13 protein-coding genes are annotated in these 12,108 nt (G+C 62.6%); 7 read left to right on the top strand and 6 right to left on the bottom strand.

The window, feature by feature from the left end:
• Positions 1-34 precede the first annotated feature (34 nt).
• The 3 genes from DM826_RS08975 to DM826_RS08965 are packed head-to-tail and all read right to left on the bottom strand — an operon-like array spanning position 35 to position 3,974.
• Positions 35-838 (bottom strand): metallophosphoesterase, encoded by an 804-nt coding sequence (locus DM826_RS08975; protein ID WP_120103056.1) that lies wholly within the window; start codon positions 836-838, stop codon positions 35-37.
• On the bottom strand, positions 838-2,700 hold the full coding sequence (locus DM826_RS08970) for a hypothetical protein (RefSeq protein WP_120103055.1): 1,863 nt from the start codon (positions 2,698-2,700) through the stop codon (positions 838-840). The genes DM826_RS08975 and DM826_RS08970 overlap by 1 nt, the downstream gene beginning before the upstream one ends.
• Complete coding sequence (locus DM826_RS08965; RefSeq protein WP_120103054.1) at positions 2,697-3,974, bottom strand: Single-stranded DNA binding protein; 1,278 nt, start codon at positions 3,972-3,974, stop codon at positions 2,697-2,699. Before DM826_RS08965 ends, DM826_RS08970 begins: the two co-directional genes overlap by 4 nt.
• Before the next feature lie 94 nt (positions 3,975-4,068).
• Between DM826_RS08965 and DM826_RS08960 the strand changes: the two genes are divergently transcribed.
• On the top strand, positions 4,069-4,446 hold the full coding sequence (locus tag DM826_RS08960) for a DUF7510 family protein (RefSeq protein WP_120103053.1): 378 nt from the start codon (positions 4,069-4,071) through the stop codon (positions 4,444-4,446).
• A gap of 70 nt (positions 4,447-4,516) precedes the next feature.
• Here DM826_RS08960 and DM826_RS08955 read toward each other — a convergent pair whose 3' ends face one another.
• Positions 4,517-5,563, bottom strand: a complete 1,047-nt coding sequence (locus DM826_RS08955) for a glycosyltransferase family 4 protein (protein ID WP_120103052.1) — start codon at positions 5,561-5,563, stop codon at positions 4,517-4,519.
• Positions 5,564-5,692: 129 nt separating this feature from the next.
• Here DM826_RS08955 and DM826_RS13065 point away from each other — a divergent pair, with 129 nt between their 5' ends.
• The 5 genes from DM826_RS13065 to DM826_RS08935 all read left to right on the top strand — a co-directional run bounded on the left by DM826_RS13065 (position 5,693) and on the right by DM826_RS08935 (position 9,309).
• Entirely contained in the window at positions 5,693-5,857 is a 165-nt protein-coding gene (locus tag DM826_RS13065) for a DUF7838 family putative zinc beta-ribbon protein (RefSeq protein WP_165853290.1), read from the top strand.
• A 122-nt stretch (positions 5,858-5,979) separates the two neighbouring features.
• Entirely contained in the window at positions 5,980-6,843 is an 864-nt protein-coding gene (locus DM826_RS08950) for a CheF family chemotaxis protein (RefSeq protein WP_120103051.1), read from the top strand.
• Positions 6,844-6,930: 87 nt separating this feature from the next.
• Positions 6,931-7,218, top strand: coding sequence for an amphi-Trp domain-containing protein (locus DM826_RS08945; RefSeq protein ID WP_120103050.1), 288 nt, complete (start codon positions 6,931-6,933; stop codon positions 7,216-7,218).
• 75 nt (positions 7,219-7,293) lie between these two features.
• Positions 7,294-7,926, top strand: coding sequence for an ArsR/SmtB family transcription factor (locus DM826_RS08940; protein ID WP_120103049.1), 633 nt, complete (start codon positions 7,294-7,296; stop codon positions 7,924-7,926).
• 264 nt (positions 7,927-8,190) lie between these two features.
• Positions 8,191-9,309 (top strand): DUF7544 domain-containing protein, encoded by a 1,119-nt coding sequence (locus DM826_RS08935; protein ID WP_120103048.1) that lies wholly within the window; start codon positions 8,191-8,193, stop codon positions 9,307-9,309.
• Between the two features lie 45 nt (positions 9,310-9,354).
• On the opposite strand, the gene DM826_RS08930 is transcribed toward DM826_RS08935, so the two are convergent.
• Entirely contained in the window at positions 9,355-10,326 is a 972-nt protein-coding gene (locus DM826_RS08930) for a hypothetical protein (RefSeq protein WP_120103047.1), read from the bottom strand.
• Positions 10,327-10,392: 66 nt separating this feature from the next.
• On the bottom strand, positions 10,393-10,803 hold the full coding sequence (locus DM826_RS08925) for a hypothetical protein (RefSeq protein WP_120103046.1): 411 nt from the start codon (positions 10,801-10,803) through the stop codon (positions 10,393-10,395).
• Positions 10,804-11,003: 200 nt separating this feature from the next.
• Here DM826_RS08925 and DM826_RS08920 point away from each other — a divergent pair, with 200 nt between their 5' ends.
• Complete coding sequence (locus DM826_RS08920) at positions 11,004-12,002, top strand: TAXI family TRAP transporter solute-binding subunit (protein ID WP_120103045.1); 999 nt, start codon at positions 11,004-11,006, stop codon at positions 12,000-12,002.
• Positions 12,003-12,108 lie beyond the last annotated feature (106 nt).

Genomic DNA, 12,108 nt, shown 5'->3' with positions numbered 1-12,108 from the left:
GTGATTAAGCCCACTGCTTGCCCCGGCCGGCGATTCACACGCTCCGATAAGCACCCAGTCGCGTTCCGTCCAAGAGGTAACACTCGGCGTCCGGAATCGCCGCGGGGAGAAACGGCGCGAGAAAGCCCTGTTCCTCAACGTTGACCCACGTCCCACCGGAGCGCTCGTTGAACGCTGGAAACACAACCAGTTCCGGCGAATCACCAGCGTGATCTGGTGGGTCGCTGTCGTCTCGGTCTACCAGTGCTGCGGGATCAACGCGGCCACGGAGCCACGCCTGCTCGACGCGGTAGCCGCCGACGCTGTCCGCTAATTTGACCTGTGGATGTTCGTGGCCCATACAGATTGTCGTCGCCGACAGTAACGCAGGATCTGGCCACGTGTGCCCATGCACAACGCCCAGCGTTGCCGGCGGCTCACCGAGCACGCCGCCACTGGCCGGCAGAATCGTCACGCCCTCGCGATCGCCGAACAGCGCCTCGATCTCGCCGTCATGATTCCCTGGTGCGATCGTGATCGCACCGTCACGGTCAACAACGACTGCCTCATAGAGCGCGTCGAGTTCCTCGCGTTCGACGCCCTCGGCCCCACCGATTCGATGGCCGAGATCGCCCAGCACGATCAGCCGGTCGGCGTCAGTGTCGGCCAATAACGCGAGGACTCGCTGGCGACGCTTGGCGGCGTTGTTCGGCAGTTCGACGCCGCGCTCGTAGCGGAGGCCATCCTCGATGCCGGCGTGGTAGTCGGCGATAAGGAGAACTCGCTCGTCGCCAAGCGAAGCAGTCGCCGCGGGTTCGCCGGGGATCGGTTCGACGAGTCGGCTGGGTGGCCGCGCCATCAGATCGGTTTGAGCGTGCCGTCGTCAGGTTCGTAACACCGACCACCCATCAGCGCGTCGTCGATGGCGTCCTCGACGGCCCCGACTTCGACACCGTGCTCGTCGACGACCGCGGCGACGACGGCCTCGCGGTTGGCGCCATCGCCGTCATCGAGGTCGCTCATCAGATCGACGGCCGCATCTTCGATATCAACATCTGCATCGCTGTCGGCTGTCGATGCATCCGATTCGGGGGGCTCGTCAGTCGATGCCGCGGCATCGGCTGTCGCGTCGTCGCTGTCGTCGTCACTCTTGTCGTCGCTGTCGTCGCGCTCGACAGTATCCTCGAAGGAGCCGAGCGTGTCAGTGTCCTCAGTCGATGCTGTTGGTGTCGGCTCGGTATCGGCTGTGGGTTCGTCGGCTGCTTCGGCTTCGGCCGCGAGTTCGTCGGCGTCGGGGACATCGATGTCGGCCTCACCGGCCGGATCAACCTCGTTGCCGCTCGAAAAGTCCGCGCCGAACTCGGATTCCAACTCCTCGGCACGCTCCTCATCGAGTTGGTACATCTCTGGGTCGTCGGCTGCGTCGTCGGCGGTATCGTCGGGCTGATCCGACTCGCTGCTCGCTGGTGGCTCCGTGGCAGTGTCCGCAGTTACCGACTGGGCGGTGTCAGGTTCCGTTGATGACTCCGTCTCCGTCGTCGTCGACGGCTCGGCTGCGGTCGACTCGGTCGCTGTGTCGGGCGTCGACGGGTCGTCGCTTGTGGCGAGTGGCGACTCGTCGCTCGCGGCGGTTGGGGTCGAATCGTCAGGGGTCTCGGTCGGTGTCGATGACGTCGCTGACGCAGGTGTATTCGCACCTGCGGAGTCAGCTTCAGCGTCCGTGGTCGCTGTTGTGTCAGGCGATTCGGTCGTCTGACTTGCCGGTGATTCGGATGACTCGGGTGTCACACCCGACGTCGAGTCGGACGACTCGGTCGTTGCGCTTGTCGTTTGGGCGGACGAGTCAGCCGACCCGCTCGCCGAATCAGTCGCCGCTGACGACGCCCCGGCTGTCGCCGGATTCGACCCTTCGGACGTCGGTGCTGACTCGCTGGCCACACCAGCGAGATCGATGTCGACAGCAGGCAGCGAGCCGAGTGTTGCTTCGCCGCCCGCACCGGGTGCGACATCGACCGGACGCACCTCGTCGCGCTCGTCGGCCACGACTTCGAGGGCGTCGACAGCACATTGCCGGATCGCTTCGAGATAGGCGGTCGTCGTCCCGTAGTGATCGATGGCGCGGGGGATGCCAGCCGCCAGCGACGCGTCGACGCCGGCGTCCGCCAACGCCGCCTCTAACGCATCGCCGGTACGCCCTGCGTCGAGGGCTGCTGCAAAGACCGCAACCCGATCAAGCGTTGCCTCGGCGGCTGAGACCGTCCAGCGATCACGGGTGTCGGCGGTCACCTCGCTGAGGCTCTCGGGACGCACCGAGGTGAAGATCTGATCAGAGTCGTCGGGTTCGAAGGTGCGTGCCTTGCCGGTGATCGACACAAACGACGGTGCGTCCGCGCCATCGAGGAAGGCTTGCGCTTCGGGTTGATACTGGCCGGCGTAGGTGACAAACGCACCTGTCGGATCGACGATTCGGCCCCGAAGCGTGTCAGTATTCAGCCGCTCAACTTCGGTCAGCACACCGACGGCAAAGAGCCGATTGACCCGCAGGCCGGTCGGTGTGACGACGTAGTTGGGGGCGCGTTCCTCGTCGCTTTCGGAATACGAGAGGGTGGCGTCATCGAACTCGGTCGCAAACAGCCGGTAGGCAACCTCCCGGGTGCCCGGCCCTGAGTCGCCGCCGGTGGTGTCGTCGGCGTCGCTTGTGTCGTCGGTGTTTGCGCTCATCCGTGCACCTCCGCGAGGACGGCTTTGGCACGCGCAGCCGGATCAGTGTCGTCAGCCGCGAAGTCCTCAACCGTGAGATTCGCGCCGTACTCATCGATCGAGAGGCTGCCACGGACGCGGTAGCTATCACCAACCAGTTCCTCGCGGATCGTCTCGGCGACAACCTCCTTGTCCATCGCGTCGCGGGCGGCCTCCTTGGCGTCAGTCACGTCGCCGCCATAGATCTTCTCGGTCAGCTCCGAGCCGATGATCGCGGTCACGGTCGCGGTGCCGTCATCGAGGATTGCCTTGATCCGGAGGTCATCCTCGCCGTCGACGGTGCCGTGCACCCGACACTGGTCATTTTGGATCGCCCGGCCACACTCCGGACAGCGTTCGATCAGTCCGGATCCGTCACGCACCTCCAAGACGTTAGCGACGACCTCGACATCGAAGAGCCCGCCGCTGTCGACAGCTTCAGCAAGCGAGAGTTGCGGCGCGTCGTCGGTGACAGCCACCGACTCCGCGAGTGGTGTCACCGTCGAAAACTCGGAAACGTTGATCGACGGCGAGCCGCGGTACTCTCGGACGTACACGTCCTCGATCCGGCAACTGGCACCGGCGTCGATCTCGGGATGTGGATCCCAGTCGGTAAACGGAAGTCTCGCTGTCTCGTCGGCAACAACGCCCGAGAGGATCTCGGTTTCGCCGTTGCGCCCGTCGATAGTGCGGGTTTCGACCTCCTGGATCTGCACTTCGATGTTTCGGCCGCGGTCGCCCGGCGAGAGCTCGATCAGGTCGCTGTCGCCGCCGATCTCGGCAGCCGTCTCGACTGGCTCCTCGGCCATCGCGACCGACGTTGACGAGCCGAGGTTGAGTTCAGGGTTGCCCTCCCACTCGCGGACACCGGCGTTGCCGACGATCAGCGAGTCGCCGGCCTCGAAGCCGAAATCCTGCCAGGCGGTGTAGGAGATCGTCCCGGTTTCGTCGCCGAAGCGACCCTCGTGGATCGTCTGTTCTTCGCCTTGATACTGGATTGTCCGAGTGCCGACGGTCAACACGCGGACGCTGACGGTGACGTTGTTTTGACCGGGAGCGATCTCGTTGAGCGCGACCGATTCCGGCTGGGCAGCGTCGCCACCACCCTCGCCGCCACCGTGTTTCCGCCGGATGCTCTGTTTGGCTTCCTCCAGCGGGACACTGTACTGCAGCAGCGATTCCAGATCCTCTTTGACCTCCTGTTTGTCAACGCCGAGAGCGGAGGCAAGCTCTTCGGCAGGTGTGTCTACGTCCATCACACGGAGATTCGGCGGCCCGGGATAAAAACTATTGGCGCGCCGACAGCCGACCCGGGGAACTGCTAAGTGGCTTCCCTCACCACAGAGAGATATGAGCGAAGCCGCAGCCGAACTGCCGACCGTGGAGTACACCACCCGCATCGAAGACGGCCAGACGATTATCGATGTGACCGGCGAGACAGAGGTCGCTTTTATCGTCCAGTCGGACGGTGGCGAACGCATCTACTTCCCGCCGGAGGATATGGACGAAAAGCCAGCCGGCGACCCCGACAGCCCGTATCAACCGAGCGATAGCCCCTACGAAGCCGACAGCCCCTACCAGCCAGCCGACGCCGACAGCCCGTACCAACCAAGCGAGGAAGAAGAGGAGACAAGCACGCGTGGGGTAACCGAGACCAGAACCGGCTTCAAGATCACGCATCCCGAGCCGGCATGTGAGATCACCGTTGTCCGTCGCACCGAGGTCTAACGGTTCACTGCGTATTTTGAAGAGAGATAGAGAGACAAACGGCACCACAAACCAGGGTGCTGTGGATCGGTTACTCCAAGGCGTCGCTGTAGACCGCAAGCAGGTCGTCGGCAACCTCGTCCCACGTTCGCGGCTCGTACTCCGGGGGCCTTTCTCGGGCCAGTGCTTCCTTGATACCCTCGGCAATCGAATCGGAGTGTGTCGTCACCTCAACCAGACAGCCATCGGGCAGCGTTTCGCGGACACCGCTTGGGGTGGCGACAACCTGTGAGCCAGCCGCCAGCGCCTCGGTGATCGTTAGGCCGAACGGCTCGGCACGGGACGGCGAGATGAACACGTCGGCGGCTTCGTAGTAGTCACCGAGTTCTTCCTCAGGGATGTAGCCCGCAAACTGAACGCGGTCGTCGATGCCGAGCAGCTCGGTGAACATCTTGAGGTGTTCGGTCTGATGGCCGGAGCCCCCAAGCACGAGCGTCGCGTCGGTCTCACCCAGCTTTCGCATCGCATACAGCAGGTGGGTGATCCCCTTCTGGTCGGTGTGGCGACCGACGAAAAACAGCATGGGGCCGTCGATCCCGAGTTCACTCTTGATGTCGACGCCGCTGGGTTCGACCGACGTAAACCCGTTGTGGACGACATGGGAGTCCGCGCCGTAGAGCTCTAAGACGTCTTGGCGGACGATGTCGCTGACCGAGATCAACACGTCGGATTGGTCGGCGACGCGCTGTTCGGTTTCGACCTCACGCTCCGGTGGGTTGATATTGCGATCCGGCGACAGCGAGTGGAACGACGACACCCACGTGGCGTCGGTTTCGCGTTTAGCGCGCAGTCCCGGCCCATACCCGAACCAGTCGTTGGTGTGGGCGATATCGACTGTGTCGGCGAGTTCAACGAACTTGTCGCCCATGCGGCCGACCCGGGAGATGATATCGCCGTCGCCGGTGTCGACGCTGTAGATGTTGTCGTCGTCGTCAGGGGCGTACTCCGCGGGAAGTAGCAGTTTCTGCTCGATGCCCTTCCGCTCGAAGGCATGGAACACTTCAGCGACGTAGGTGTCGAGACCGCCGGTCACGTTCGGTGGGAATCCCCAGCCCAGTGTGAGTACGCTCGGAGCCATATCAGTCCAGTCCACCCACCACCACTTAGGGGTTGGCCATAGGGCGATCCGTTCGCGAGGGACACCAGTCGATGATCGTGGCCGTCGGATGACCGATATCTTAACAGTCGGCAGGCCAAACTGTACCGTATGAGCCTCGAAATCGAACAGTACTGTCCGGAGTGTGAGACCGAACAGACGTTTTACCGCACGGCGAGTACGACGCTGCATCTCGGTGAGAAAACAAAGTGGGCCTGTGAGGACTGCGGCTATGCCTTTGCGAGGGTCGGCGACATCACGACGCTGCCGGCCTGATCGAGTCACTGCACGCCCATCGAACCAGCGTCGCCGGCACGATGGCGACACGGCTAAGACACGTCCGCCCGTACAGATCGCTATGGGCAGGGCTGGCAGGCCATCGGGAGTGAGCGCGGGCTATGGCTGACGAGGAGTACCAGATAGCCGATGCCACGGGCCGGTTCACGATCGCGGTCAAAGACGGCCGCAAGCTCAACAATATCTCTTGGGAGAACGGCCGGATCCTGCTGTCGAACAAACGGCTCATTCTCGCGGGCAACGATGGCAAACGCACGATCAGACTCTCGGATGTCACGGGGCTCTCGGGACGAGAAGACGCCACCCAGTCGATCGCCGCGCTGTCGAACTATCTGAGCGTCAAGGTCGGCGACGACGTGATCATCATCGCCCCCAACGACCACGAGGCGTTCAAGACCGCCTTTTTTACCGCGATGCTCGGGGAGATGGTGATCAAGGCCAAACATCCGGCTGTCGAGGGCGGCGTCGTCCAAGACAGCCCCTGGGAGAAGGCTCGCCTCGCTGTCGAACCCGAATCGCTGCTGGTCACGTTAAAGAGTGGCACGCTCGTCGAGTTGGAGCTCGATGAGATCAGCGAGATCGACACCGAACAGCGAACCGTCGACGGCGGGAAGCGAACAGTCATCGAGGTCTCACACGTAGAGGGGACGACGAACGTCGAAACGCATTTCACCGGCACAGCACGAACCTGCATCTTCGCGCAGGCGTTTCTCAAAGAGGGTGAGCGACGCAGCGAAACAAACGTTGATCTTGCGCCCGCCGAGGAAGAGGTGCTGATGGCATTGTATTCGGGTGTGTCACCGTTTAGCATCCCGGAGTTCATCGACCAAGATGTCGAGACGGTTGAGGAAACCTTTGAAAAGCTGATCGAACTCGATATCGTCGATAAGGTACGAGAACGACGGGAGGTGACGCTCAACTCACGCGGACGTAACATCGCCAGCGAGGCGATGGGCGACCAATAAGGGAGATTGCGGGCTGCTATCACAGGATATCTGTATCCGGGGCAGTTGACAGGTGTGTTTATAACCTCTCCTAGCGAAGGGTACTGTATGCCAGAAGAAGTGCTCTTCAGTTCGGAACAGCAGTACAGCCGCGAGGAGATCGCAACATACCTCCACGATGTCGCCGACAAACTCGCAGCCGGCGAGGCGATCACGCTCAGTTCCGGTTCGGAGTCGACCACGATGGATCCGCCGGCACGGCCAACTTTCGAGGTCAAAGCCGAGCGAGAAGGACCGGCGGGGAACATGACCGAGTTGAGCGTCGAATTTGAACTTGAGTGGGACGAGGCCGACAGCGGAAGCGAGAGCTCCGACAGCGAGTTGCGGATCGAGTGAGCCGGCTATCAGCACTACAATCCTGATTTGAGTCTGGAACACACGCAAATAGTTCGGCTGTGAAGCCACGCCACGATGGCCGATTTCATCGAGCGGCTCCAACAACGATCGAGTGCGCCGACCCAGCAGCCTCGCATCATGGAGATGGAAGACGAGGGTGCCGATGAGGTGCTGTCAGCGTTGTCGCCGACCACACGTCGCCGTGTTTACCGGGCCCTGTTTACCGAGCCACAGACCACCTCCGAACTCGCCGAAAGCGTCGACACCTCGATCCAAAACGTCCAGTATCACCTGGAGACACTCCAAGACGCCGGTCTCGTCGAACCGGTCGAGACAGTCTACTCCGGGAAAGGCAACGAGATGACCGTCTTCGCGCCTGCCAGCGATCCGCTGGTTTTCGTTGGCGACGCGGATCGACTACCAGCGATCAAAGAATCGCTGCACCACGTCGTCGGCGGATTGGCCGTGTTGGGTGTGGCGAGTCTCCTCGTGCAGTGGCTCGTTGCGCGTGAGTTCGCGGTGCGCCCGCAGGCCCGCGAGGCCACGACGATGACAGCCACCGAGGATGCGGCGATGGAAGCGGCCGCCGAAGCAAGTACCGACCCAACGCTCCAGTGGCTCATTATCGAGGTGCTTGAACCTGGACTGGTGTTTTTTGTTGGCGGCCTTGTTGTGGCCGCACTCGTCGTATGGTTCCGCCGAGCATGAGCGACGGCGGCGTGTAATTTGGCAGTGGCTTCGCGCTGTGAAATCCGCCATCGCGGTTTATCTGGATTGTCTACGCAGGGTCACTCGTGCAACGACGCTGCCCTCCACGACAGACCGGCTGCGACAGCCTAGTCGCCACCGGTGACTGCAAGGCAATCTCCCATCGACGGACGATGGTCGATCGTAACGATTCACAGAAAGCAACCATCCACAACGACGCAGGGTCAACACCCGACTACCGTGACGCCCGACCGGAGGCCAGCGATGGCGACAACTGACCGCCTCCAAGCGGCTGGTGGCACCACAAAGCGATACCTCGCGGCCCTCGGCATCAGCGGGTGGCTCACACTCGGTGTCGTCGTGCTCCTGTTTTCGATCGGTGCGGGGGTCGGGATGAACACGCTCGGTGTCCTTACCCCTGAACAGCCAGTGGAATCAGTCAATTGGCAACAAACCACTGGCCCACTAGCTATCGCACTCCTGCTTGTCGGTGTCGTCGGATACGTGGCCGCCGTTGCCGATTTTGTCTTTGTTGCCTCGCTGCGCTCCGGGCGGCTCCCGGTACGATCATACGTCAGAGCAAATCTCCGGCGGGCCGGCTGGCTGATGGCGTTTCGTGCGGCTCTCATCCTCGGTGCAATCGCAGTCGTCGCGGCGGTGGTCGCCGCAACTGTTGGGATCACGCAGCCGCCAGCAGCCGGAGAGCTGACCGACAGCGATATCCTCTTCATCGGAGTGACCGCAGCCGTGGCGGCCGTCGGCTGGCTCGTCACCAGTACGCTGACCAACGCCTTTGTCGTGCCGATCATGCAGTACGAACATCGCGGCCCACTCGGCGCGTGGCGGCGGTTCACCCGCGCGATCAGCGGCCACTGGACGGCCGTGGCCGTATTTCTGCTCGTTGCCGTCGTGATCAGTACGGTGGTCGGCATCGCGCTGTTCATACTGAGCTTCTTCGCGATGACCATCGGTGGCTTGCTGTTGGTCGGCGGTGGCGTCCTTGTCACCGAGAGCGTTCCCGCACTTGAACCGGTTGTAGCGGCTGGGGTCATCGCCGGCTATCTTGGCTACCGGTATGTGGTATCACTGATACGGGCTCCCGTCCGGAGCTACCTGCGGTACTACGCGCTGTTGCTCCTTAGTGACGTGGAGCCGTCATTGGCGATGATCACCGACGACCTAACCGGCGGAAGCGACACAACCGAGGGAAACAGTGCGGGCACAGCCGTCGTTGAAACCGAACCTGACGACGGAGCCGACAACAGCAACGCTGGCGACGACACGGCCGATAGCAATGCTGGTGGCGACGAACCAGCCACCAAACCTCAGGTTGGCGACGACGACGAAACCACCGCTGACGACGAGACAGCTACCACCGAGTAACTCGGGTGCGTTGCTGAACCACACACCGACTACAGCCAGCGCGGCCTACAGTTCCTCGACGGGTTGAATCCGGTCAGCGAACTCGGACATCCGGACGAAATCGATCGTCACCCAGTAGTCGGTGCCATCGTAGCGCGTGAGCCACTCGGCTTCCGAGTCATACTGGGTAAACAGCGCCGGCTGGCGCACGAACTGCTCGGCGACACCCTCGAAGACACCGTCCTCCACGTCGTCAAAGCCACCCTTGTAGAAGGAGCCCTCCTCGATGACCATCTCGAAAAACTCACGTTCAGCATCGCTGAGCCGGATCAACGGAAACCGGTGGGCCGATCGAAGCTCCCGGCCGAACGCCGCCAGCGACGACGCCCGTTCGGTCGCGGTGTAGGCAAAGACGTCAAGCTGGACGGTGACCGGTTCGACCGTCACCGTCACTGGGTAGCCGTTGACCTCGATGGTGTCGTACGCTGGCTCGGGCACCAACGCTGACGCCTCGCGGTCAGCCGGTGGATACCACGCCTGCCGCTCGAAGGGCTCCGGGAGGCCGGGGGTTTCGTTTGCCTCTTCGATCTGGCCGATAACGCGCGGAAGCGGGGTCAGCCGTTCCTGATCGACAGCTGGCAGTTCGTCGAAGCTGATCTCGGGGGCATAGTCGCTGTCAGCGTCGTGGATGGTCACCGAGAGGAGATACTCGGTGCGCTGTTGTTGTCTGCCGGTGGCGTCCCAGTTGAGATCGTAGACCGTGCCGTTGTATCGAACCGGCCGATTGGGTTGATACGGTGGGTTCCCGCGGTCGTTCCGGCTGGTGCGGTTCGTGCCGCCGGCGACGGTTTCAGCGACCAACTCGGCTGTCTCAGCATCACGGCTGTCCGGTGCTGTCGTCGCCTGCGTTGCGATGTCGGTGGCGGCGGGTACCGATTCAACATACATCACCGCATCGGGATCGGCACAGCCAGCCAGGCCGGCGGTCAGTCCGGCCGCACAGCCGGCCAACAGCTTACGTCTGGACAGGGAGGGCATGGCCGACGGACGCGTCGCCACCGATATAGGTCTGTGGGCGTGTTTCCGAGGCTGAAACACGGTCGCTCAGCCCGCGTCATCAGATTCGTCGGCGAAGGCAGTAAGGGCAGCTTGATCGTCGGTCGCGTCAGCAGTCGCGTTGGCGTCGGTGGCCGCAGCTTCGGTGCCGGCACCCTGATCGCTGACCCGAACCGGCGTTGGCTCGTCGCCGTCGGCGATCGTGGCCATCACTGACTCCGCGGTGGCGACGGCCTCGTCTCGGGTGACAGCCTCAGCAAAGATCGGATAGCGCGGCCCGTAGCCGGCCAGTCCCTTCACCGTCCACGCCTCAACGGCTTCGGGGTCGGCTGAGACGGGTGTAGGCTCGGTCGGCCGAACAAGCAGTGAGCGGCCATCCGGACGGTACAGTAGGCTGAGGTGTGTTGGCTGGGAAGTGCTGACAAGCCAGCCCGAGGGGCAGGTTGGGGGCATCGACATAGATGCGTTGTCTCGGGCGGAGGGCTCAAAGACATCGGTTCACGCCGACGCAGCGTCGGCTGCTGGGAGCATCGCCCCTGATACCATCGTCACACGTTCCGGCGCGGGTGAACATATGAACGCGTTGTACGAGTCCAATATATCGTTTTGCCGGACTTTTGGGTGATATTTATATGTCCATGATAAATATAGACATTCGTATGCCAACAGATCAAACACGACGGCGGTTCATTGCAACGACTGGTATCGCAAGTGTCGCGGCCTTAGCCGGCTGTGCAGGCAACGGCGACGGCGGCGATAGCGGCGACGGCAGCGAGGAAGACGGTGGCGATGGCGGCGGCACCGCCAACCGGCTGAGCTGGCACGCCGGCGGCACCGGTGGGACGTATTTCCCGCTGTCTAACGAGATCAAGACGATCGTTGAAGCCAACACGGACTTCTCGCTGAACGTCCAGTCGACGGGTGCCAGCGTTGAGAACGTCGGCAGCCTCTCGGATGGCTCAGCGGACTTCGCACTCATTCAAAACGACATCGCCTCCTTTGCGAAAAACGGCACCGGGATCGATGCCTTCGAGCGGAGTCCGATCGAGTCACTGCAGGGTGTCGCCACGCTGTATCCGGAAACGATCACGCTCGTCACGCTGGCCGGCAACGACATCTCGACGATCGACGACCTCAGCGGCGCGACGATCAACACCGGTGACCTCGGCTCGGGGACACAGGTTAACGCCAACCAGATTCTCGAATCCGCGGGCATCAGCGACTACAACGAGCAGAACGCCGGCTTCTCGCAGGCCTCCGAACAGCTCGCCAACGGCGACATCGACGCGGCGTTCGTCGTCGGCGGCTGGCCGGTCGGCGCGATCGAGGATCTCGCTAACACCAACGATGTCCAGATCGTTCCCATCGACGGCGAGGTTCGAGAGACCGTCAAATCCGACGCCTCGTGGTTTGCCGACGACACCATCCCCGGTGGAACCTACAGCGGCGTCGAGGAGGATGTCGAAACTGTCGCCGTCCAGGCGATGATCGCCACCCACAGCGGCGTCGACGCCGACACTGTCGAGACGGTCACCGCGGCCATCTTCGACAACCTCGATGAGCTGACGATCAAGACTGACTTCATCACGGTCGACAGCGCCCAAGATGGCATGTCGATCGAGCTCAACGACGGCGCGGCAGCGTACTTCGACGCCTAAGCGCACTCCTGCGGTGGCGACGCCGCCGCTGCGGTCGACTGCTGTCGCCGCGACTGATCGACCGAGCATCGCTGTCGACGGGCAACTGACTATCGATAGCGGTGCT

The organism is Halonotius aquaticus, from assembly GCF_003605575.1.
Lineage (GTDB): Archaea > Halobacteriota > Halobacteria > Halobacteriales > Haloferacaceae > Halonotius > Halonotius aquaticus.
This window is presented reverse-complemented; position numbering and strand designations above follow the sequence as displayed.